This window comes from Cocleimonas flava, from assembly GCF_004339015.1.
Lineage (GTDB): Bacteria > Pseudomonadota > Gammaproteobacteria > Thiotrichales > Thiotrichaceae > Cocleimonas > Cocleimonas flava.
The window spans coordinates 112,903-136,160 of sequence record NZ_SMFQ01000003.1 but is presented as its reverse complement, the minus strand read 5'-3'; the positions used below and the strand labels follow the sequence as shown (position 1 = coordinate 136,160).

Below are 23,258 nucleotides of genomic sequence, written 5' to 3'. Positions count from 1 at the left end.
TACCCACCCCCCTACTTATAAGCGCTTTTTTATTTGGTCTACATAAAATACGATCTTAAGATTCGCTTTTCTCTGCAGCAACAAACGGTAAATACTCTGGCTTCCACGAGTTTTCGGCAATCTTCTCGATATAGTTTTCAAACGTAATTTCTTTATTACGTACCAGTCCCTGATCCAGCATTAATCGCATTACCCGTTCTGTAATATCCTGACTCACCGCCTGCAGTTCTGCAATTGGTGGATAGATTCTACCTGCTTCTAAATGATGCTTACTGGTGTAGTTGGCCAGTGCATGTGCTGATTCAATAATCATACCTTCAGTGATTTCTTTACACTCACCCAGTGAACAGGCAAATCCTAATCCAGGGAAGATAAAGGCATTATTACCTTGTCCGATAATATGCGATTTTCCACGGCTCTCTACATTAGGGAATGGGCTACCCGAAGCAATAATAGGGTAAGCATCAGCACCAGTGTTAATCATTGAACACCAATTGAAGATATCTTCTGGCACTGCTTCAACATTCGATGTTGGATTAGAAAGCGGGAATATGATCGGGTTTTTATTGTATTCAGCAACTGCCTGAATCACGCGCTCTGTAAATAAACCAGATACACCCGTTAGACCTAACATGGCAGTAGGTTTCACATTGTGAATGACTTCAAGCAACGAAGGAATTTCACCCTTAGTTTCCCAGTCAGCACAATTTTTAGGGTCTTGTTTGATCGGATTTTTGTATTCATCAGGACTGATTCCTTCAATCACTAATCCGAACTCATCCACAATAAACATCTGGCTACGGGCTTGCTCGCGCGTTAAGCCTTCGTGGACCAAACCATCCTGAATAACTTTGGCAACACCAACGCCACCAGCACCAGCACCAACAACTACTATGCGCTGATCTGACAGAGTTTCACCTTTTAACTTACAGGCGTTTAACAATCCTGCCAGTACTACCGCTCCGGTACCTTGAATATCATCGTTAAAACTAGGCACCTGTTTACGATAACGCTCTAATACCGCGAAAGCTGTGTCTTTGGCAAAATCTTCCCATTGGATAATGGCTTTTGGCCAACGCTTCTGCACTGCTGCAACAAAATCATCCAGTAAATCATAATAAGCTTTACCGGTAAGACGTTTATCATGAACACCTAAATAACCCGGGTCATCAGTTAAGTCTGTTCTATCAGTGCCCACGTCAAGATCAACTGGCAATGCATTAAACGGGCTTAAGCCACCACCAGCTGTATATAACGCCATTTTACCAATACAAATGGCTAGGCCACCATGTCCCTGATCGCCAATACCTAGAATTGCTGACGAATCCGTCGCAACAATCATGCGAACATCATTCCATGGGTAGTTATTAACGATTTGATCAGCACGCGAAATATTTTCAGCCGTGAAAGTTAAACCACGAGGTGAACGATACATGGAGCTATATTTCTGTACAGCTTTACCCACAGTTGGGGTATAAATGATTGGCATCATTTCTTCCAGATATGAAGAAATTAGCGCGTAATACAATACTTCATTACGTTCTTGTACCGCACGTAAAAATTGATATTTAGCCAGGTCGTCAGGCTGTTCATTAAAGCCGTTATACAAACGTGCGACTTGGTGCTCCAAGGTAAGAACAACAGGAGGAAGAAGACCTTCTAGTCCTAATTCGATTCTTTCTTCTTGAGAAAATGCCGTGCCTTTGTTTAACGCTGTTAAACGTAAAACTTCAATGCCGCGGGAATATACTTCTAGGTATTTCTCTCCATTCTTTGACTTTGCATCAAAGAATGGAGACAAAGGTAACTGCGTGTTAATAATTCACCTCTTATTTGCTTAAATAATTTGCTTAGATAACTGGGTTAAAAAACGGATCTATATAAAAATATTATAGTAGACCAAATTTAAGCAGATGTTATTTATTAACGATTAAATTCATAATAATTTAATACAAAACGGATTCAGTATTGCATTAAATTTAAACAGATTTAATTTACGCAGATTTTTTTACTTTTCTATAGTGGTGCAATAATGGCTCGGTATATCCATTTGGCTGTGCCGCACCTTTAATGGCTAAATCTAGTGCTGCTTTGAATGCAATGCCGTCATATGCAGGAGCCATTGGTACATACAGCGGATCTTTAGCATTTTGCTCATCAACCAGTACTGCCATCTTTTTAAACGCATCGGTGATTTGTGCTTCAGTACATAAATTGTGGTGCAACCAATTTGAAATAATCTGACTCGAGATACGCAATGTTGCTCTATCTTCCATTAATTCCACATTACGTGTGTCAGGCACCTTAGAGCAACCAACGCCCTGATCGATCCAGCGAACCACATAACCCAACATGCTTTGCGCATTATCTTCCAGCTCTTCGATCAATTTTTCACGACTAAGAACATACGATGAAGGCGTTAATGGGATTGTTAGAATATCATCCAGACTTGCCGTTTCACGGCTAGATAATTGCTCCTGAACCTCATCAACATTCACATAATGGTAATGCATAGCATGTAAAGTTGCTGCAGTCGGAGAGGGTACCCAGGCACAATTAGCGCCCGCTAAGGGATGTTGTATTTTTTGCTCTAGCATATCTGCCATTAGATCCGGCATTGCCCACATACCTTTACCGATTTGTGCTTTACCGCGAAGACCGCACTCTAAACCGATATCTACATTCCAGTCTTCATACGCTGAAATCCATGGCTCACCTTTAAGTTCCGCTTTCGGTAAGAATGATCCAGCTTCCATGCTTGTGTGTATTTCATCACCAGTACGATCGAGGAAACCCGTATTGATAAAGATTAAACGTTCGCGTGCTTCATAAATACAGGCTTTTAGGTTCACTGTAGTGCGACGCTCTTCATCCATGATACCTACTTTCATGGTGTTAACAGGCAATCCAACAGCTTTCTCAATCGCCGCAAATAGATCAACCGTCAAACGCACTTCATCAGGTCCATGCATTTTTGGCTTTACGATATACAGGCTATTACTTTTAGAATTTTTGTATGGACCAGTGCCTTTCATATCATGGATATAAATAAGTGCTGTCATCAAACCGTCTAGAATACCTTCAGGTACTTCTTCGCCATTCAATAAGACGCTGTCAGTCGTCATCAAATGACCGACATTTCTAACGAGTAAAACACTTCGTCCCGGTAAACTAAATGAATCCCCAGCAGGGCTTGTGTATTCGCGATCAGGATTAAGTTTACGGCTAAGTGTTTTGCCGTTCTTTTCGAAACTCTCTTCCAGCGTGCCTTTCATCAAACCAAGCCAGTTTCGGTAAACCAGAGCTTTATCTTCAGCATCAACCGCGGCTACCGAATCTTCGCAATCTTGAATCGCCGTTAAGGCTGATTCCATGATGACGTCTTTGACACCAGCGGCAGATGATTGACCAATAACCGAAGCTGGGTCTATTTGAATTTCGATATGTAAACCATTATTAACAAACAATAAGGTCGACGTTGATTCTTCTTCTGTGTAGCCAACGAAAGAATCTGCGATTTGTAGTTCAGTTACTTCACCATTACCGAGTGTTATTTGAAGATTTTTTTGACCGTCTTTATCGATTAATTTATATGAAGCAACATCTTTATGACTGCCTGATGTTAGTGGCAAGACCTTATCCAGAAATACATTGGCTAATTCAATAACTTTCTTGCCACGTTCCGAGTTGTATTGATTACCTTTTGCAAGTGCACCTTCATCAGGAATGATATCTGTACCGTAGAAAGCATCGAACAAGCTTCCCCATCTGGCATTTGCAGCATTCAGCGAAAAACGCGCATTATTGATAGGAACAACCAATTGCGGACCAGCGATAGTGGCAATTTCAGGATCTACATTTTCTGTTGTAATACCAAAATCAGGGACTTCATCCACAATATAATTAATTTCTTTTAAGAATTGCTTATATTCATTGTGATCGAATTCCTGGCCATTATTTTGCTGATGCCAAGTATCTATCTGTTGTTGAATATCATCTCGCTTAGCTAAAAGTTCTTTGTTTCTCGGAGCAAACTCTTCGAGCACAGTTTGCATTCCTGTCCAGAACTGATCTTCCTCAACACCAGTTCCTGGTAGAACTTCATTCGTTACCAAATCATAGATAGCTTGGCTTATTTGTAATTTATCTTTCTGTACGTTTGATGTCATATTCATTACTTTCTGTTAATTTATTATAGGTAATCTAAATATTTAGATGCTCTTATTGCGTTTATAGGTTAGCTCATTCGAGGGCATGTGCAAGTAAGATTGAATTAAGTAATCTGGTGTATTAAAACCATCATCATTAATTATAGACATAATGAAGCTTGCTCCTATTACTACTTAGAGATATAAAAACGGCACAATAGCTAAAAAAAGCCTCCAAAGTAGGGGGGTGACTTAGTAAATGCCGATTCCATTCGGGATGTTGTCTAAAGTGTCCCCTTAACCTATAGTCATTGCATGAATCTATCTCGAACAATAGCCAAAAAAATCCTTAAAGGATTCAATAAACACTTTCGAATTTTCACTGAAATTACCTCTGGGGCTCAAGCCAGATTTGAAAGCGCCGACTGGAAAGCAGATAGATTAGCATCACGACATAGAATCGAATTTTATGATTCTCGTGTAAAAGAAACGGTTAATTATCTTAAAGAAAACTACGACACTCGACCTGAAACATTCGATCAGGATTGTTGGAAAAAAGTGAAGGGTCACTTCATTCTGTTATTACAGAACCACCAACAACCCGAACTTGCTGAAACCTTTTTTAATTCGGTTTTTTGTCGAATTTTCCCGATTGAGTTTTATACCAATCTCAATATATTTCTAAGAAGTTCGGTTGCGACAGAATATATCGACTCTGAAGTGCCGACTTATGAAGCCTACTATCCGGCAAATACCAGTTTTTTCAGAGCGATAAAACTCATTTTAAATCACTCACCCTTATCTATACCGTTTGAAAATTGCCATAGAGATTGCCGTCACATGGCAAAATCAATTTGTAAGTATATGAAAAATGATAATCGTAATGCAGATTTGAATTTTCAATTTCAGGTTATTAATGCGCTCTTCTATAGAAACAAGGCAGCGTATATCGTAGGTAAGGCTATCAACGGTCATAACGAATACCCCTTTGCTATCCCTTTGCTTAATAATGAAAAAGGAGGAATCTACACAGATGCGCTATTAATAGGGGAAGATTCAGTATCGCGCTTATTCAGTTTTTCATACGCTTATTTTATGGTTGAGCATCCCGTACCTTCTGCAATCGTAAGCTTCTTGCAAAGATTGATGCCACAGCGAAAAAAAGAAGCACTGTATTCATCCATCGGACTACACAAACAAGGTAAAACTGACTTCTATAGAGGATTTTTGCATCATTTGGATTACTCCGATGATGACTTGATTCTAGCGCCCGGAATTCCGGGTATGGTGATGTCTGTATTCACGCTGGCCTCATATCCCTATGTGTTCAAATTAATACGAGACTATTTCGCACCACCTAAAGAAATTAGTCGGCAACAGGTAGAAGAAAAATATCAGTTAGTAAAACGACACGACCGTGTCGGAAGAATGGCCGATACACTCGAGTTTTCAGAAGTTTTATTGCCACTTAATCGTTTTACTGAAGATTTACTCAAAGACCTTGAGTCTACCTGTAAAAGTAGTATTCAGGTTGTTGAAAATCACAAAGGCGTGAAGCAACTTAAAATTAAGCACATGTATATAGAAAGACGTATGCAGCCTTTAAACATGGCCCTGGAAGAAGCAGAAAGAAAAGGACAGTTTGATGAAATCGAAAGACTTATCCTATCCTTTGGAGATGCCATTAAAGAATTGTGCGCAGCTAATATATTCCCCGGCGACCTGCTGTATAAAAACTTTGGTGTAACCAGACTCCGTCGAGTTGTATTTTATGATTACGATGAGATTGTTTATCTCACAGACTGCAACTTCAGAAAAATACCCGCGCCACGAAACTCACAAGAGTTAATGGCCGCAGAGCCCTGGTACAGTGTTGGACCAAATGATGTTTTTCCTGAGGAGTTTGCGCGCTTTTTATTGGGTAATGACTACATAAAAGCGGCATTTATGAAATATCATGCAGATTTACTGGATGCTAATTTCTGGATACAGAAACAGGAAAATATCAAAAATGGCATTTTTGAAGATGTTTTCCCATACCCACAGAAGTATCGTTTACAAAGGGAAGTATCTGATCAATAAAACAAACAGGCACACAGATAGGGTAGGCCACTTAAAAAGATAGTCTGAGGTTTGAATATGGAGCTAAATAGATAGCTGAATAATTCTGAATGTGTATGGAGGGATAAGACTTGCTGTTCAATAATCAAACAGATACAAGTTTACAGCCTTATTTACTACGGTATGTGATACGACCTTTAGTCAAATCATAAGGAGTTAACTGGACAGTGACCTGATCACCCGTAAGTATACGAATATAATTTTTACGCATACGACCAGAAATATGGGCATTTACAATATGTCCATTTTCCAACTCAACTTTGAATGTAGTATTAGGTAGTGTTTCAACTACTGTTCCTTCCATTTCTATACTTTCTTCTTTTGCCATGCTTTACAACTAGTTCCTTTTGGAGTCGGCGTATTATCCATTACTTACTATATTTAACAAGTAATTTCTGCCTATTATAATCAACCAGAGCTTAACCTTGTATTTACAAGTTACAAACTTAAATTAAAGCTTGTGTTAAGTTCTGTTCTAAGGAGATTTTTGATACGAAGTGAGTACAACTGAATTTATGCATTTAACTCATGTCTACATGATGGCCATGTATTACTTATAATCTTAATCTACAACATATTAGAGTGTGCATAATCACCTAATACCTATATTATATGGGCGAAATTTTACATCACAAGGAATTTATAATGCAATTTGCAGCAGTTTTCCCAGGACAGGGGTCGCAGTCAATCGGAATGTTAGGTGAATTGGCAACTGAATATTCAGAGATAAAAGCAACGTTTGAAGAAGCGTCTGACGCAATCGGTAAAGATTTGTGGTCAATGACTACAGCAGATGATGCTACCGAATTAAACAAGACTGAAAACACCCAGCCAGTAATGCTAGCCGCCGGTGTTTCAGTGTGGAATTTATGGCTCAAAGTGGGGGGGTGTGCTCCTGTTGGTATGGCAGGTCACAGTCTGGGTGAATACTCAGCTTTGGTTGCCGCTGGTGTAATTGACTTCAAAGATGCCATGCAACTTGTCGCTAAACGCTCTAGCCTTATGCAGCAAGCGGTTCCAGCGGGTGAAGGTGCTATGGCAGCTATTTTAGGTTTGGAAGATGACCAGATCGTTGAAATCTGTTCATCTATTAAAGAAGGCGTTGTTGAAGCCGTCAACTTCAACTCTCCCGGTCAAGTTGTGATCGCGGGTAATACTTCATCAGTTGATGCAGCTATTGAGAAACTATCAGAAGCGGGCGCCAAGCGTGCGATAAAACTTCCTGTAAGTGTTCCTTCTCATTGTAGTTTAATGAAAGATGCAGCCACTCAGTTAAGCGAGAGCCTGCTAACGACTAACTTTAATAATGGTGAATTTGAAGTTTTACAGAATGTAGAGGCAATCAGTTATGCATCAGCAGCTGATAAACAATCTGCACAAGCGAAGCAACTATATAAACCTGTTCTTTGGACAGATACCATCAACAATTTAAATAAAGTACAAGGCGCAGACACCATTATTGAGTTTGGTCCGGGAAAAGTATTATTCGGACTAAACAGAAGAATAAATAGAGCGCTTGGTAGCTTCTATATCAGTGACCCAGCGTCATTAGATAAAGCCCTTGAAGCCTGTAATTCATAATAGAACCAAGATAACAAAAGATAAAGCCGCATTAAAAAACCGATAGGAGAAGTATAGGTGATTAATTTAGAAGGAAAAGTAACACTAGTAACGGGTGCAAGCAGAGGCATCGGTAAAGCTATAGCAGAATCACTGGGCAAAGCAGGTGCGACTGTCATTGGTACAGCAACCAGCGAATCTGGTGCTAATTCAATCAGCGCATATTTTAAAGAAGCAGGTATAAACGGCGTCGGAAAAGTGTTAAATGTAACTGATACTGATTCTATTGACGGCTTGATTAAAGACATAAACAGTGAATTTGGCGCTGTTACAATTCTTGTCAATAATGCGGGTATTACTCGTGACAACTTAATGCTGAGAATGAAAGAAGATGAATGGAACGATATTATATCAACCAACCTCACATCTGTTTACAGACTTAGCAAAGCTTGCTTGAAAGGTATGATGAAAGCAAAGCAGGGACGTATAATTTCAATCTCTTCAGTGGTTGGCGCTACCGGTAATGCAGGACAGGCAAATTATGCTGCGGCAAAAGCAGGCGTAGTTGGATTCACTAAATCACTGGCACAAGAAATAGGATCACGTGGGATAACAGTAAATGTTGTAGCCCCAGGATTCATCGATACAGACATGACACGTGAATTGTCAGATGATCAACGCAACGCCTTACTAACAAATATTCCGCTGGGCAAACTTGGGCAATCTGAAGATATAGCGAATGCTGTATTATTTTTATCATCAGACATGGGCGCTTATATTTCCGGTGAAACTTTGCACGTTAACGGCGGCATGTACATGTCTTAAATAATAGACAATTAATCGGTAATATATAATTGTGTAGAGAGTTGAATTTCTCTACAATAGCCTAATCATATATTCAGTACGAATATGTTTTTTTTAAATTATAGGAATAAACAATCATGAGTGATGTTGAAGCACGCGTTAAAGGTGTCGTAGTAGAACAATTAGGAGTTGATGAATCAGAAGTTACTAATGCAGCTTCTTTTGTCGATGATTTGGGCGCGGACTCATTAGATACTGTTGAGTTAGTTATGGCTCTTGAAGAAGAATTCGGAACTGAGATTCCTGACGAAGAAGCAGAAAAAATTACTACAGTTCAATTAGCGATTGACTACGTAAATAATAACCAAGGTTAATTATTAGTCACATAAGCTGTGAGAAAACCGCAGAACTATTTAGCCTTGGAAATTACTTGAGCTTCTATAGTCACTGCGGTTTTTTTTTATTGTTTTATCAAAAATAGGATTATCTAGTGTCAAAACGTCGAGTAGTTGTTACAGGTCTGGGAATTGTTTCTCCAGTGGGTTCTCAAATAGAGAAAGCCTGGAAAAATATCATTGAAGGTGTCAGCGGTATCAATAAGATATCACCTGATTTATTTGATGCGACTGACTTTTCTGTAAAAATTGCAGGAAACGTTGATGACTTTAATCCAACTGATTACATCACGCCCAAAGACCAGAAGAAGATGGATCCATTTATCCATTATGGTATTGGTGCTGGTACTGATGCACTTAGAGATTCTGGTTTAATAGTAACGGATGAAAACGCTGACAGAATTGGCGTTATTGTTGGTTCTGGTATCGGCGGAGTAGGTTCTATTGAAAAGAACAGCAAAGCCTTTTTAAACGGTGGACCACGTAAGATTTCACCCTTCTTTGTTCCTAGCACTATCGTTAATATGGTTGCTGGTAACTTATCGATTATGCATGGCTTAAAAGGCCACAATATGTCTCCTGTATCTGCTTGTGCAACTGCGACTCACAGTATTGGTGATGCAGCGCGTATGATTAGCTATGGTGATGCCGATGTGATGCTAGGTGGTGGCGCAGAAATGTGTTCAACCCCATTAGGCATAGGTGGATTCGCAGCGATGCGTGCGCTTTCAACACGTAACGATGATCCTGAAGCAGCAAGTCGTCCATGGGACAAAGACCGTGATGGTTTCGTTCTGGGTGATGGTGCTGGCGTACTTATTCTGGAAGAATACGAACACGCTAAAGCACGTGGTGCAGAAATTTATTGTGAATTAGCCGGTTTCGGCATGAGTAGTGATGCTTATCACATGAGTGCTCCGTTAACGACTGGTGAGGGTGGTGCTCGCTGTATGAATCATGCACTAAAAGATGCTGGCTTAAACCCGGAAGATATTGATTACATCAATGCTCACGGAACGTCTACACCAGCTGGTGATGTTGCAGAAACCAATGGCATTAAATTGGCACTCGGCGACCATGCAAGAAAAGTAGCGGTTAGCTCAACTAAGTCAATGACAGGTCATTTACTAGGTGCAGCTGGCGGTATTGAAGCAGTATTCAGTGTGTTAGCAATCCGTGATCAAATTCTTCCACCAACAATCAACATTGAGAATCAAGATCCTGAATGTGATTTAGATTATGTAGCCAACACAGCCCGTGATGCCAAAATTGAAGTTGCGATGAGTAATTCATTTGGTTTCGGCGGCACAAATGGCACATTAATCTTTAAAAAGATTTAATCGATTTATCAAACATTTGTTTGATTATTTTCATCAGCATCGATAGATACAAGAAGCTTTTTGAGCTTCTTTCAAAACAGATAGTGAGTTATAGAGAGGTTACATGAGATTCTTTTTTAAAGTGTTCTTACCTCTATTTCTTGTCGTCGTGGGCGCAGTATCCTTCTACGCCTATACTCAATTCAATGAATTTAAAAACACATCATTATCTAATGATGTGGATAGTTTTGAGATAAAAAAAGGCAGCAACATAAAAACAGTTGCGAATGAACTTGAGCAAAAAGAAATTCTTAAACCGGCACTTCTCACAAGAATTCTAGCCAGATTAAACAAACAAGACCATAAACTCAAAGCAGGCGAATACGCCCTTAAAAAAGGCATGAAACCTGCTGATATCTTATCTTTATTTGCTTCAGGTAAGACGATTCAATACCAGACACGAATTCCAGAAGGAACCAGGTTTGAGGAAATCGTTGAAATTATTAAGAACGATAAAAACCTTAAACAGACTTTGACTGATGATGATTACAAAAACATCATGTCTAAATTAAAAACAAAGTACCAACACCATAAACCAGAAGGGTGGTTCTTTCCTGATACCTTTAGCTATCCGAAAAACACTACTGACTTACAATTTCTTCAGCGTAGCCATAATGCGATGCTCAAATTGCTCAATACAGAGTGGGAAAAACGCAAACCTTTCAAGGGCATTAAGAAGCCCTATGATGCACTTATTCTGGCTTCGATTATTGAAAAAGAAACGGGCGCACCTGAAGATCGCGGAAAAGTAGCGCGCGTATTTATCAATCGCTTAAAGAAAGGCATGTTATTACAAACAGATCCAACCGTAATTTACGGAATGGGTGATGAATACAAAGGCAATATCAGGAAAAAAGATTTACTAAAAGATACGCCTTATAACACCTACACTCGAAAAGGCTTAACGCCAACACCGATAGCAACACCCAGCGCTGCCTCTATCAAAGCGGCATTCAATCCTGCCGAAGGTGACATGTTGTATTTTGTAGCCAAGGGTGATGGTTATTCCTATTTTTCTAAAACTTACGCAGAACACAAAAAGGCCGTGATCAAATACCTTTTAGGTGGAAAAGCTAATCGCTACAAAGGCGGCCAGTAAAGCCAATGACTAAAAAAAATGCTAAGCACGGTTTGTTTATTTCATTCGAAGGCGTTGAAGGTGCTGGAAAAACAACAAATATTGAATATATAGCAGAAAAAATAGAAGCATCTGGTCAGGAAATATTGCTCACCCGAGAACCGGGAGGAACAGATTTAGGAGAAGCGATTCGCGAATTACTGATCTCTAAAGAATTTCCAGAAATGCATTCCACCACTGAATTATTACTTATGTTTGCCGCGAGAGCAGAGCATTTACACCGTAAAATTATTCCCTCGCTAGAACAAGGCAGATGGGTATTATGCGATCGATTTACTGATGCAACTTACGCTTATCAAGGCGCAGGCAGAGACATCGACCTGCAGAATATTCAGACTCTGGAAAATCTTGTCCAAGGCACTCTCAGACCTGATTACACATTTCTCTTTGATATAGATGCGGATATAGGTCTTGCCAGAGCTAAAAATAGGGGAGAGACAGATCGTTTTGAGCAACAACATCTGGATTTCTTCAATCGCGTGAGATCAGCTTATTTAAAAATGGCTGAAGAGAACCCACAGCGCTATCGCATTGTTAATGCTCAATACGATTTACAAACGGTACAAAAACAAATAGACACACTATTAGGTCAGATCATTCAATGACTCGGCAGAATGAGAACAGCCATAACCCTGATAAAGCCAACCAGCTTCATACCATGATCTATCCATGGCATGAAAAGAACTGGAAATACTTTGTTCAGGCACGTACTGCAAAACACCTTCCTCATGCATTATTGCTGGTCGGTGAAGAAGGTATTGGCAAGAACAAACTGGCGGAACGAATTGCAAGATCATTAATGTGCATTAATCCCATAGAATTTGAAGCCTGTGGTCAGTGCCAATCGTGTAAAACCTATGAATCTGGAGCAAACCCGGATTACACAAAAATAGAATTAGCCGAAGACAAGCAACAAATCAGCGTAGATCAAATACGTAAATTGAGTGAATTCCTCACTTATAGTCGCAGTTTTAATACGCATCGTGTTGCTATTATTAATCCCATAGAACGGATGAATAATAATGCAGCAAACAGTCTTTTAAAATCACTGGAAGAACCTGCTAACAATAGCGTTATCATACTTGTTGCATCGAATTTAAGTAAAATATTGCCGACTATCAAAAGTCGTTGTCAATTAATTTCAGTTGTAAGCCCAACTCACCAACAAGCAATTGACTGGTTTAAAGAAAATCATGCTGAAATAGAGCACGCCGAGTTACGTCTCAATATGACTGCCTACAAACCCTTAAAAGCATTACACATTACTGATGAAGACATACAGTCGAGATCCAGCTTTCTTATAGATCTCAACGATATCGTCAGGGAAAACATCAGCGTTGTAGCCACTGCAAAAAAATGGGAAAAAGCGAATTTAGAATCACTTCTGAATTGGCAAATTACCTGGGTTCAACAACTAATAAAAGCAACAGAATGTAAAGATTCGTCTTCTACTTCTACTTCTACTTCTACTTCTACTTCTACTTCATCTCAAAATAGTAATCCAGAAACAAATACACTCCATAAATCTGAACAAACACTATTCGCTACGATAAAATCAGATAAACACTGGGAGTTATATCAACAATTGATTAAACAAAAACAGTATATCCATACGTCTGTTAATACTCTGATGTTTATTGAAAACATGTTACTGTTATGGTTAGAAGCAGGAAAATAAAAAGTAAGCGCTTATACTCATATTTTTCAGTTACTTAACCATCATTACAAGAATAATTAAAACAATAATCACAACAACAAATAGTCATATAAAACTATGGATACACAAGAAGAAAACATTAAACACACCAACGCTGTTGCTGCCAAACAACAAGAAGATAAGCCACAACGTACCATCCTAAAACTATCTCTTAATGATGTAGCGGCACTTCATTCCAGCTTTATGCCATTTGTTCGAGGCGGTGCTATTTTTGTTCCGACTAAAAGCGAATCATTCAGTTTTGGCGATGAAATTATTGTTTCTATGCATCTTAAATCAACAGATAAAAAACTCGCGATACCAGGCAAGGTAATGTGGATTGCTCCAGAATCTTGCGAACGTGGCACTCAAGGACTAGGCATTCAGTTCATAGGTACGACAAAAGCAAAGGTTAAGCTTATTATCGAGACCATGCTGGGCAATAGAGCTAACGTACCCCCACTTGTAAGAAACTATTAATTTTTTAGCAATATAGTATAGCCGCCAATACAATAATCGATTATTTCTGATAGACAGAAATAGTTAACACGCAGATGAATAAAATTATCAATTTATTTAGCTAAATTAATAAACTCTTATATTTAAACAGGTATAATTTTGATTTGATTCCATTTTTATTATCTCATGCTTACAGATTCTCACTGTCATCTCGACAAAATTGATTTAACTCCCTTCGATAACAACTTTTCTAATATGGTTGATGCAGCTAAAGAAGCTGATGTCAGCCAGTTTCTCTGTGTTTGTATCGATACTGAGCATTTTCAGGATGTGCTAAAACCGGCACAACAATATTCCAATATTTATTGCTCGGTAGGCGTTCATCCAACCCATCAGGACTCTTATGCGCCAACAGTTGAAGAATTAGTAGAACTTGCACAGCACGAAGAAGTGATCGCAATCGGTGAGACGGGTCTCGACTATTTTCGATGCGAAGATGACGATATGACCTGGCAACATGACCTATTCAGGACGCACATTAGAGCGGCAATAATCACTCAAAAACCATTGATTATTCATACCCGTTCTGCGAAAGAAGACACCATTCGTATACTTGCTGAAGAAAACGCCCAAAAGGTGGGGGGTGTCATGCACTGCTTTGCAGAGGATTGGGAAACTGCTCAACAAGCGATGGAATTAAACTTCTATATTTCATTCTCGGGCATTGTTTCTTTCAACAGCGCAAAAGAATTGCAGGAAGTTGCCAAAAAAGTACCTGAAGACCGTTTTCTTATCGAAACAGACTCTCCATGGTTAGCGCCAGTCCCTAAACGCGGCAAACCTAACCAACCTGCGTATGTAAAATATGTTGCAGAAAAAATGGCTGATTTACGCGGATGTAGCTATTCACATATAGCAAAAGTATCGACAGATAACTTTAACCGCCTATTTAAACTGTAATCCTCAGAACGCATTTCTAAATCGTACAAACAATAAACAAAAAAAAACCTCCAAAGTAGGGGGGTGACCTTCAATAAATACTCTGCTTTTAAAGGAAAGGCCAAAATGATTGATGTTATTTTAGTGGTAAATTCAGGATCTTCTAGCTTAAAATTTGCGTTATATCCTGTGTCTACAGAAGTAACAGAACCACTTATGACGGGCAAAGTCATTCGCATTGGTTCAGACCCAAAACTAATGGCTTCAATCGGTGATGATGCATTAACAGTTACCGAACCTTTTACCCATATCCCTAAAGACGCTACTCATGAATGGTTAATCACCAATCTGTTAGAACGACTTTATAGCCGCTACGTGGGATTTCACCCGGTAGCTGCAGGACATCGCGTTGTACATGGCGGTAGTGAATTCCATCAACCTATCGTCATCAACGATGAAAATATGGAAATCTTAAAAAGCTATATTCCGTTAGCACCTTTACACCAGCAACATTGCTTAGCAGCTATTCAGGCGATTACAAAAAATTCACCCGAATTACCGCAAATAGCCTGTTTTGATACAGCATTTCACCATACACAAAATCGTTTAGAAAAAATCTACGCGATTCCGCGCAAATATACAGAAGATCAACTTATCCGTTATGGTTTTCATGGCATATCCTATCAATATATTGCTTCTTGTTTAACAGCTAAGCTGGGCCCAAAAGCCAAAGGTCGTGTAATTGTTGCGCACCTTGGCAACGGAGCCAGCATGTGCGCAATGCATAACAAACGCAGCGTTGCTACGAGTATGGGATTCAGTACCTTAGATGGCTTGATTATGGGCACACGGAGTGGCTCTATTGACGCAGGGTTGGTGTTAAACCTCATGAATGAAAAAGGCTTAAGTGCCGAAGAAGTACAGGAGATGCTCTATCGCCAATCTGGATTATTAGGTGTTTCAGGCATCAGCAATAATATGCGAGTGCTCGCAGAAAGCGACGATCCTAAAGCACATGAAGCCATCGAATTATTCTGTTACCGAGCCGTAAAAGAAATCGGGTCTCAAATCGCCGTTCTTGGTGGCTTGGATGCAATCGTCTTTACCGCTGGGATTGGAGAGAATTCAGCACAAGTACGAAAAATGATCTGCGAGCCACTCGCCTGGCTTGGGGTTAAGTTAGACAATGAAGCCAATGAAAAGCATCTAAATAAAATCAGCAGTGAACAATCGACTATTGATGTGCACATTATCCCAACGAATGAGCAAGCGATGATAGCTATCTCTACCTCGGATTTAATCAATACTTAAGCAATCAAAGCGATTGTGTAATAACAACGATATGGCAAATCAACGGTTTACAGTATCTTAACTATTAAAAAAAACGCCCCTAAGTAGGGGGGTGGCTTTAACTATTTATTCTTTTGATAGAATATCAAGATTAACGAAATAGCGATATCAGAAAGAGGGTACACACACCCTTGCACCAGAAGCTAACACTTCGACTTGCACTGGGAAATCATAAATAGCACTGAGCTGTGCTCCCGTTAAAATTTCATCTGGCGAGCCTTGTGCGATTAATTTTCCCTTTGCCATTAACACTGTTTCTTGTGCTACGCGAAATGCATGATCGGGGTTATGCGTGGATAGAATAATACCTAGACCTTGGTTTGCTAATTTTTGAATTTGTTCGAGTACCAGCATCTGATTTCCGAAGTCTAAACTCGCGGTTGGCTCATCCATGACGATCATGCCAGCATCTTGTGCCAATGCACGTGCAATTAACACTAATTGCTGCTGACCACCGGAAATACGATTAAAGTCTGTATCAGAAAAATCTGAAAGTCCGACGGTTGCTAAAGCTGCCTTAGCAGATTCAATATCGACTTTTCCCGGCGCACTAAACAAGCCCAAATGAGCAGTGCGACCCATCAATACGACTTCTAATACTTTATAGGGGAAAACCACGCCATGGTTTTGTGCAACATACGCTATATTTTTGGCAATAATCTTACGTGCTTGTGTATGTAGCGCCTTTCCGTTTATCAATACGTTTCCTTGAAGCGCCGGAATTAATCCCATCAAGGTTTTGAATAACGTCGTTTTACCACAACCATTAGGCCCTAAAAGACAGTAAACCTGACCATGGAAAAAACGTAAATTAATATCACTAACAATATTTTTATCACCATAACCTACAGTAAGCGACTTAGCTTCAATCGTAGCAATATTCATATCACCAATCCCTTTTGCCTTTAGCCAGTATCCAGATGAATATCGGCGCACCCAGAAAAGCGGTCAGAATACCCAGCGGCACTTCATTATTGGCAATACTGCGCGCCAGCATATCAACCAGACTTAGGTAACCCGCTCCCATCAATATACTCACCGGCAATAATAAGGCAAAATTCGGACCAACCAGCAAACGTGCCATGTGCGGAATTATCAAGCCAATCCAACCGATTACTCCAGACACCGCAACGGCTGCAGCTGTCATCAAGGTAGCAGCCACAATCAGAATAGTACGCATTTTACCGGGATGAATACCCAGAGATTTTGCTTCCTCATCGCCTAAAGCCAATACATTGACACGCCAACGCAACAACACCATAGGAATTAGGCCCAACAGCATCATAGGCGCTGTGGTCCAAACATCTTCAATTGTAATACTGGAAAGTGATCCCAATAACCAAAAGGTAATGGCTGGTAATTGATCATAAGGGTCAGCGACTATCTTGATCAACGAAATAACCGCACCCGCCATGGATCCTAAAACCACACCTGCTAGTACTAAAACCAGGGTAGGTTCGCGACCACGGACCATATTAGCGACCAGATAAACCAGAAAAACCGTGACCAAACCACCGATAAAAGCGCTAGCCTGAATGGCAATAACAGGCAAAGAAAACAGAATACCTAACGCTGCGCCTAAACCAGCTCCCGTTGAAACACCGAGTATGTCAGGAGAAACCAGTGGATTTCGGAAAATACCCTGAAATACTGCCCCTGCAGCGGCCAAAGAAGCGCCAACCAGCAAAGCCGCGACTAAACGCGGCAATCGAATTTGATAAAGAATGATTTCAGCTTGTTGATTTGAAAACGGTTTACCAGTAAACAAACGTTGTAGTATATCTGTGTAATGTAGCGAGAAAGCGCCAGTGCCCAACGAATATAATATAATGATGATATTAATGAGAAGCAGGGCAGCTATAACGAAAAAAGGAGACTTGTATTGAGCAGACTTTATCACTGAATCACTTACTTTTTTCTGCCCACTGAATCAATCTTTCCAATGCAGCATTATTAGTCTCTGGATTCTCTAGATCAACATGATAGAAAAGTTTGTAAAACTCTTTCACATCATCACTTAAGTCTGTTTTTACTTTATCGGGGTAGAATTGGCCAAATAACCATTTAAGCCCAATCAGACGATTCAAAGAAGGAGGGCGATCAATCCAGCCAAATGGTGCTGTAGGTGCTAAATAGACATGTTTCTGTTGAAGCGCAGGGATATTTGACCAATAAGGGTTATCCCAGACATCTGCGAAAAAAGTTCTGTCCCAGGTAATAATAATGTCTGGATTAGCCACAATCACTTGCTCCATACTTAAATTTACCAAACCACGCCTGATTGGTTTGCCTTCACCAGGATCTATAACATTAATGCCACCAGCTTGTTCGATAATCTCGGTATTAATAGAACCTTTTAAGCCCGTTTCTAAACCCGCAGGACCACGCGCCATATACACTCGTGGACGATCTTTTTTATCGACCGTTTGTAAGTTCTGTTTAATATCAGAAAGTAAGTTTTCAGTATAAACAGCTAGTTTTTCAGCGCGATCTTCACGACCAATCGCTTTGCCTAATAATCTTAGTGCATCCGCTGTTTTATCAAAACGACCATTAATTAAAAGATATGGGATGCCTGTTTGCTGCTGGGTACGGTCCGCTAGTGAAGCATAAGTGCCTTTAACAGAACCAAAATCAAGAATCAGATCAGGCTTTAAAGCCAGCACCTTTTCAAGATTCGCAGAACTGCCTCTGCCAGTTAATTGTCCCGTAGCAGGCAAATCACGGTAAGGTGAGGCTATATATTCACGCTCATAGTCGTGTGGTTCGCGAGGCCAACCGAGTAACATATCAGGCGCAAGAATATAAATTAGAATAGCTGCTGGTGCACCTGCAGCATAAATACGCTGAATATTCTCCGGAAGCTCTACAGTTCGTCCGGCCGAATCAGTAATACTTTGTGCAGAAGCAAAATGTATAGAAAGTAATTGCGTTGTTAATATCAGCATTGTAATTAGTAAATTTCTAATACTGAACGTGAACTGGTTTTTAAGAGAAGAAATACCCACAGACTACACCTAATATTTTATTTTAAAAAACGAGTTACTTTTTTTATGATTCCATCAAAGTTTACTGCGGACCTATGAGTAACGAAAGAGAAATAACAGCAGGAACATTATTTAAAACGACTTTGTTAAATACATTTAGAAATATTAAAACCGAAGGTTATGGATGAAGAAGGTTAATAAAAGGCTTGTTAAACTATGCTTTACAGCCTTTTGTATGTGAAAGCTAAAGATAGCGTCCCCCTCAGACAATAACACCTAAGTGCGTATAATCTATATTATGTTAAATAGACTATTTGTATATTATCTTGTGATATTTAAACATACAGCCTTACTTCCTCCTCTTCTGCCATCTGCTCTTTATTCTTGTGTTTTTTTAAATCAAGGCTGTTCAAGATACAAAATTACATCTACATAAAATTTGGGAATCTCTGCCCAATGATTCCTATCCGAAACTAAAGTTTCGGATGTGTACATAGTGACAGCCATAGAATAATTTTTATAATTAAAAGAATCTCCTCGATTTGAAGATTCCCAGCCACAACAAGCAAATCTAAGTTTAGGCATCGAGTATTGTTCTACTAGATATTTTTCTACAATATCAGCTTTCTCTCCGGAAACAGAATATGTCGACTTAAGAACTGCTAATTGTGCATCATTAGTTCGCACACATGTTTCAAATGTTAAAGCTTGAGGCTTTTGATGAGCATCACTTAGGAAATCCCCACAAGCTACATCACTGTATGGGTTATTTTTTATATCTGCAAAGGATACAGAATTGATAAATGCAGCAAATAAACTACAAATAAAGAGAAAGCCAAAGTGATGTAAACACCCCCCTACTTTTAATCCTTTTTTCATAAAAGTAAGAGGATGCATTTCACTATATCTGTACCAGTTTAGACAAAATGTATATGTATGTACTACTTAGATGCTAAACGTTTCCAGGTTTCAATCACTGTATCAGGATTCAAAGATACACTATCAATACCTTTCTTCATTAACCACTCAGCTAAATCGGGGTGATCTGACGGACCCTGACCACAAATACCAACGTATTTACCTTGTTTCTTGGCTGCTTTAATAGCCATTTTAAGCATCTTTTTAACTGCTGGATTACGTTCATCGAAGCTCTCTGCAACTAATCCGGAGTCTCTATCAAGACCTAAGGTCAGTTGTGTCATATCGTTGGAACCTATTGAAAACCCATCGAAATATTCAAGGAACTTGTTCGCTAAAACGGCATTCGATGGTAATTCACACATCATAATATGACGTAAACCATTTTCCCCACGACCTAAGCCATTCGCCGCAAGTAATTCAGTGACACTTTTTGCTTCTTCCAAAGTACGCACGAATGGAATCATAACTTCTATATTGGTGAGACCCATCACATCACGAACATATTTAATCGCTTCACATTCCATTTCAAAGCATGGACGGAACGTTTCATCGATGTAGCGTGCAGCACCACGGAAACCAATCATTGGGTTTTCTTCGTGCGGCTCGTAGTCTGTGCCACCGATCAAATTAGCATATTCATTAGATTTGAAATCAGACATTCGAAGAATCACAGGCTTTGGCGCAAACGCCGCTGCAAGTGTTGAAACACCTTCGATTATTTTCTGAACAAAGAAGTCTCTTGGACTTTCATAAGCCTCGATTTTAGGTGAAATAATTGCTTTAAGTTCTTCAGATTGTTGATCATATTCCAGCAATGCACGTGGATGAATACCAATCATATTATTAATGATGAATTCCATACGTGCCAAACCAATACCTTCATTGGGTAGCTGACAGAAATCGAATGCTCGCTCAGGATTACCCACATTCATCATTACTTTCAAATCGAGTTCAGGCATGGTGTTGATTTCAGTTTTGGTCACTTCGAAATCTACCAAGCCCTCATAGGTATAACCGGTGTCACCTTCAGCACAGGATACGGTCACATCGCTATTATCGACTATCGTTTTAGTCGCATCACCACAACCTACAACCGCTGGGACACCGAGTTCACGTGCAATAATTGCCGCATGGCAGGTTCTTCCACCACGATTTGTCACAATCGCTGATGCGCGTTTCATGATTGGTTCCCAATCCGGGTCAGTCATGTCGGTCACTAATACATCACCAGGCTGGATTTGATCCATATCGTCCAGACTCATGATGATTTTCGCTTTACCCGCTCCAACTCGAGAACCAATTGAACGGCCTTCCGCTAAAACAGTAGCTGCATCTCTGCTTGCTTTATCTAATGCAAATCTTTCAACAACATTGGTTGCCTGGCTTTGTACCGTTTCTGGGCGAGCCTGTACAATGTACAAACCACCGTCATTACCATCTAAAGCCCATTCAATATCCATCGGGCGCTTGTAATGCTTTTCGATAGTAATTGCCTGACGTGCAAGTTCTTCCACTTGCGCATCTGTAATACAATATTTCGTCTGTTTTGATTCTTCCACATCAATGATTTTGACTGGTTCTTCGCCGCCGATATCATAAATCATTTCTATTTTTTTACTGCCTAAAGTACGCCCCAGAACAGCAGGTTTATTTTCAGTAAGATTTTTCTTATAAACATAGAATTCATCTGGGTTTACAGCACCCTGCACTACCATTTCACCCAAACCGTAACTACCGGTTACAAATACCACTTTGTCGCAGCCAGATTCTGTATCCAGAGTGAACATAACACCACTGGCAGCGATATCCGAACGAACCATCTTCTGGATACCAGCCGATAATGCTACGCCAGCATGGTCGAAATTTTGGTGAACTCGGTATGAAATTGCGCGATCGGTAAACAATGAAGCGAATACTTTGCGAATCGCTATTTTAATATCATCTATGCCAGAGACATTTAAGAAGGTTTCTTGTTGCCCGGCAAAGGACGCATCAGGTAAATCTTCAGCAGTAGCTGATGAGCGAACAGCCCATGAAACTTCTTCACCGTATTGTCCCACGAGTTTTTCGTAAGCTTCATTGATGTCTTTTTCCAGATCATCCTGCAATGGAATTTCCATGATCCAATCACGAATCTGTTTACCCGTTCTGGCTAAATCTTCAAGATTATCTACATCAAGTTCATCCAGTAAAGCATTGATTCTATTACCTAGGTCTTCGTGCTCCAGAAATCCTCGATATGCATCTGCAGTTGTCGCAAATCCACCTGGTACATTTACGCCTAAATTACCCAGGTTTTGTATCATCTCACCGAGAGAGGCATTTTTGCCCCCTACGCTTTCAATATCATTTATGCCAAGTTGATCTAACCAGATCACATTGTAGGTGTTCATCACGAGTATTCCTTAGTTAATCTTTAAATATCTGTCGAGGGGGTTAATGTAATATCTTGCTTGCCCTTGAAGGTCTTAATAATCTGGGCGGCTAATTCTTCAATAGAACGCTTGGTTACATCCATAGGGACAAAGCCATACTTTTTATAAAGTTTGTTGGCTTTGGCTATTTCTGCCTTGCAGGTTTTCAGGGAAGAATATTCGCTGTTAGGGATGCGTTTTTCTCTTATCTGCATCAAACGTTTCGCTTTAATCGATGTGGCAAAAATTTTGTGTTTATTGTCTAACAGCACTTGTGGCAATTCGTTTTTTTCAAAGTCGTCTTCGGTAATGGGATAATTAGCAACTTTAATCCCAAATTTTAAGGCCAGATATAATGAAGTAGGCGTTTTACCCGACCGTGAGACACCGATAATAATAATATCTGATTCACCAATAGTCTTGAGAACCATCGCATCATCATGTTTTAGGGTGAAGTTCAAGGCATCGATTCGTGCATCGTAAGTCTTATGATTGATCATACCGTGACTTAAACCAGATTCGCGAGTAGGTTCAGTATGTAGATCGTGCCCTATTTTATCCAGAAAGCTTTCAAAAATTTCGTAATAATGACAATTTGCAGAAGCCAGAATATCGTTGATATTGGTTTCTGGCATGGTAGCGAAAACCAGCGGCCTAAAGCCTTGTGATTCACCAACTTCGTAAATCTCTTTAGCTAGCTCATGTGCCTTTTCTTCGGTATCGACAAACGAGCGCTGATGATAGGTAAATTCTAAATGGGGAAATTGCGACAGCAAACTATGCGCCATCGTTTCAGCGGTTATACCCGTACTTTCAGAAACAATAAACACAGTACGTTGACGGCTATTTATCATTTATGTGTCCATTGATTAGAATCAATTGATGGGTATCAAATCGTGTCATCAAAAATTGAATATGGTGAGTTTAGAGGCGGCATTATAAACTGA

General features: G+C 39.8%; 20 protein-coding genes. 11 read left to right on the top strand and 9 right to left on the bottom strand.

Features of this window, described 5'->3' with window-relative positions:
* Nucleotides 1-55: 55 nt before the first annotated feature.
* Both EV695_RS06765 and EV695_RS06760 read right to left on the bottom strand, forming a co-directional pair.
* Nucleotides 56-1,801 carry an NAD-dependent malic enzyme gene (locus EV695_RS06765; protein WP_207906994.1) on the bottom strand — a complete coding sequence of 582 codons (1,746 nt, stop codon included), beginning with the start codon at nt 1,799-1,801 and terminating at the stop codon, nt 56-58.
* Nucleotides 1,802-1,994: 193 nt separating this feature from the next.
* A complete protein-coding gene (locus EV695_RS06760) occupies nt 1,995-4,175 on the bottom strand; it encodes a malate synthase G (protein WP_243651521.1) in 2,181 nt (726 codons plus the stop codon).
* A 288-nt stretch (nt 4,176-4,463) separates the two neighbouring features.
* Between EV695_RS06760 and aceK the strand changes: the two genes are divergently transcribed.
* Nucleotides 4,464-6,230, top strand: coding sequence for a bifunctional isocitrate dehydrogenase kinase/phosphatase (aceK, locus tag EV695_RS06755; protein WP_131905197.1), 1,767 nt, complete (start codon nt 4,464-4,466; stop codon nt 6,228-6,230).
* Between the two features lie 148 nt (nt 6,231-6,378).
* On the opposite strand, the gene infA is transcribed toward aceK, so the two are convergent.
* The gene (infA, locus tag EV695_RS06750; RefSeq protein ID WP_131905196.1) at nt 6,379-6,597 is read right to left on the bottom strand and encodes a translation initiation factor IF-1; all 219 of its coding nucleotides are present in this window, start codon (nt 6,595-6,597) and stop codon (nt 6,379-6,381) included.
* A gap of 317 nt (nt 6,598-6,914) precedes the next feature.
* Between infA and fabD the strand changes: the two genes are divergently transcribed.
* The 10 genes from fabD to EV695_RS06700 all read left to right on the top strand — a co-directional run bounded on the left by fabD (nt 6,915) and on the right by EV695_RS06700 (nt 15,950).
* On the top strand, nt 6,915-7,850 hold the full coding sequence (fabD, locus tag EV695_RS06745; protein ID WP_131905195.1) for an ACP S-malonyltransferase: 936 nt from the start codon (nt 6,915-6,917) through the stop codon (nt 7,848-7,850).
* A 60-nt stretch (nt 7,851-7,910) separates the two neighbouring features.
* The gene (gene fabG / locus EV695_RS06740; RefSeq protein ID WP_131906121.1) at nt 7,911-8,654 is read left to right on the top strand and encodes a 3-oxoacyl-ACP reductase FabG; all 744 of its coding nucleotides are present in this window, start codon (nt 7,911-7,913) and stop codon (nt 8,652-8,654) included.
* A gap of 116 nt (nt 8,655-8,770) precedes the next feature.
* On the top strand, nt 8,771-9,007 hold the full coding sequence (acpP, locus tag EV695_RS06735; RefSeq protein ID WP_131905194.1) for an acyl carrier protein: 237 nt from the start codon (nt 8,771-8,773) through the stop codon (nt 9,005-9,007).
* 116 nt (nt 9,008-9,123) lie between these two features.
* On the top strand, nt 9,124-10,368 hold the full coding sequence (fabF, locus tag EV695_RS06730; RefSeq protein WP_131905193.1) for a beta-ketoacyl-ACP synthase II: 1,245 nt from the start codon (nt 9,124-9,126) through the stop codon (nt 10,366-10,368).
* A 103-nt stretch (nt 10,369-10,471) separates the two neighbouring features.
* Nucleotides 10,472-11,506, top strand: coding sequence for an endolytic transglycosylase MltG (gene mltG / locus EV695_RS06725; protein ID WP_131905192.1), 1,035 nt, complete (start codon nt 10,472-10,474; stop codon nt 11,504-11,506).
* Between the two features lie 5 nt (nt 11,507-11,511).
* Nucleotides 11,512-12,150: a dTMP kinase gene (gene tmk / locus EV695_RS06720; protein WP_131905191.1), complete on the top strand. Its 639-nt coding sequence runs from the start codon at nt 11,512-11,514 to the stop codon at nt 12,148-12,150.
* A complete protein-coding gene (gene holB / locus EV695_RS06715) occupies nt 12,147-13,223 on the top strand; it encodes a DNA polymerase III subunit delta' (RefSeq protein WP_131905190.1) in 1,077 nt (358 codons plus the stop codon). Before tmk ends, holB begins: the two co-directional genes overlap by 4 nt.
* Before the next feature lie 96 nt (nt 13,224-13,319).
* Nucleotides 13,320-13,721, top strand: coding sequence for a PilZ domain-containing protein (locus EV695_RS06710; protein WP_131905189.1), 402 nt, complete (start codon nt 13,320-13,322; stop codon nt 13,719-13,721).
* A 165-nt stretch (nt 13,722-13,886) separates the two neighbouring features.
* A complete protein-coding gene (locus EV695_RS06705; RefSeq protein WP_131905188.1) occupies nt 13,887-14,660 on the top strand; it encodes a TatD family hydrolase in 774 nt (257 codons plus the stop codon).
* Nucleotides 14,661-14,765: 105 nt separating this feature from the next.
* Nucleotides 14,766-15,950, top strand: a complete 1,185-nt coding sequence (locus EV695_RS06700) for an acetate/propionate family kinase (protein ID WP_131905187.1) — start codon at nt 14,766-14,768, stop codon at nt 15,948-15,950.
* Nucleotides 15,951-16,097: 147 nt separating this feature from the next.
* On the opposite strand, the gene EV695_RS06695 is transcribed toward EV695_RS06700, so the two are convergent.
* The 6 genes from EV695_RS06695 to EV695_RS06670 all read right to left on the bottom strand — a co-directional run bounded on the left by EV695_RS06695 (nt 16,098) and on the right by EV695_RS06670 (nt 23,165).
* Nucleotides 16,098-16,874 carry an ABC transporter ATP-binding protein gene (locus EV695_RS06695; RefSeq protein WP_131905186.1) on the bottom strand — a complete coding sequence of 259 codons (777 nt, stop codon included), beginning with the start codon at nt 16,872-16,874 and terminating at the stop codon, nt 16,098-16,100.
* 1 nt (nt 16,875) lies between these two features.
* Nucleotides 16,876-17,889: a FecCD family ABC transporter permease gene (locus tag EV695_RS06690; RefSeq protein WP_131905185.1), complete on the bottom strand. Its 1,014-nt coding sequence runs from the start codon at nt 17,887-17,889 to the stop codon at nt 16,876-16,878.
* A 4-nt stretch (nt 17,890-17,893) separates the two neighbouring features.
* Nucleotides 17,894-18,937 carry an iron ABC transporter substrate-binding protein gene (locus EV695_RS06685; protein ID WP_131905184.1) on the bottom strand — a complete coding sequence of 348 codons (1,044 nt, stop codon included), beginning with the start codon at nt 18,935-18,937 and terminating at the stop codon, nt 17,894-17,896.
* 438 nt (nt 18,938-19,375) lie between these two features.
* Entirely contained in the window at nt 19,376-19,873 is a 498-nt protein-coding gene (locus tag EV695_RS06680) for a DUF4952 domain-containing protein (protein WP_131905183.1), read from the bottom strand.
* Nucleotides 19,874-19,917: 44 nt separating this feature from the next.
* Nucleotides 19,918-22,290: a phosphoenolpyruvate synthase gene (ppsA, locus tag EV695_RS06675; protein ID WP_131905182.1), complete on the bottom strand. Its 2,373-nt coding sequence runs from the start codon at nt 22,288-22,290 to the stop codon at nt 19,918-19,920.
* Nucleotides 22,291-22,313: 23 nt separating this feature from the next.
* Nucleotides 22,314-23,165, bottom strand: a complete 852-nt coding sequence (locus EV695_RS06670) for a pyruvate, water dikinase regulatory protein (protein ID WP_131905181.1) — start codon at nt 23,163-23,165, stop codon at nt 22,314-22,316.
* Between the last annotated feature and the right edge of the window lie 93 nt (nt 23,166-23,258).

Bases quoted from the DNA above. Each gene is read 5' to 3' on its own strand.
- aceK (WP_131905197.1), top strand. From the start codon at position 4,464: ATGAATCTATCTCGAACAATAGCCAAAAAAATCCTTAAAGGATTCAAT.
- fabD (WP_131905195.1), top strand. From the start codon at position 6,915: ATGCAATTTGCAGCAGTTTTCCCAGGACAGGGGTCGCAGTCAATCGGA.
- acpP (WP_131905194.1), top strand. From the start codon at position 8,771: ATGAGTGATGTTGAAGCACGCGTTAAAGGTGTCGTAGTAGAACAATTA.
- EV695_RS06700 (WP_131905187.1), top strand. From the start codon at position 14,766: ATGATTGATGTTATTTTAGTGGTAAATTCAGGATCTTCTAGCTTAAAA.
- EV695_RS06760 (WP_243651521.1), bottom strand. From the start codon at position 4,175: ATGAATATGACATCAAACGTACAGAAAGATAAATTACAAATAAGCCAA.
- infA (WP_131905196.1), bottom strand. From the start codon at position 6,597: ATGGCAAAAGAAGAAAGTATAGAAATGGAAGGAACAGTAGTTGAAACA.
- EV695_RS06705 (WP_131905188.1), top strand. From the start codon at position 13,887: ATGCTTACAGATTCTCACTGTCATCTCGACAAAATTGATTTAACTCCC.
- EV695_RS06695 (WP_131905186.1), bottom strand. From the start codon at position 16,874: ATGAATATTGCTACGATTGAAGCTAAGTCGCTTACTGTAGGTTATGGT.
- EV695_RS06685 (WP_131905184.1), bottom strand. From the start codon at position 18,937: ATGCTGATATTAACAACGCAATTACTTTCTATACATTTTGCTTCTGCA.
- EV695_RS06670 (WP_131905181.1), bottom strand. From the start codon at position 23,165: ATGATAAATAGCCGTCAACGTACTGTGTTTATTGTTTCTGAAAGTACG.
- EV695_RS06710 (WP_131905189.1), top strand. From the start codon at position 13,320: ATGGATACACAAGAAGAAAACATTAAACACACCAACGCTGTTGCTGCC.
- holB (WP_131905190.1), top strand. From the start codon at position 12,147: ATGACTCGGCAGAATGAGAACAGCCATAACCCTGATAAAGCCAACCAG.
- EV695_RS06680 (WP_131905183.1), bottom strand. From the start codon at position 19,873: ATGCATCCTCTTACTTTTATGAAAAAAGGATTAAAAGTAGGGGGGTGT.
- tmk (WP_131905191.1), top strand. From the start codon at position 11,512: ATGACTAAAAAAAATGCTAAGCACGGTTTGTTTATTTCATTCGAAGGC.
- ppsA (WP_131905182.1), bottom strand. From the start codon at position 22,290: ATGAACACCTACAATGTGATCTGGTTAGATCAACTTGGCATAAATGAT.
- mltG (WP_131905192.1), top strand. From the start codon at position 10,472: ATGAGATTCTTTTTTAAAGTGTTCTTACCTCTATTTCTTGTCGTCGTG.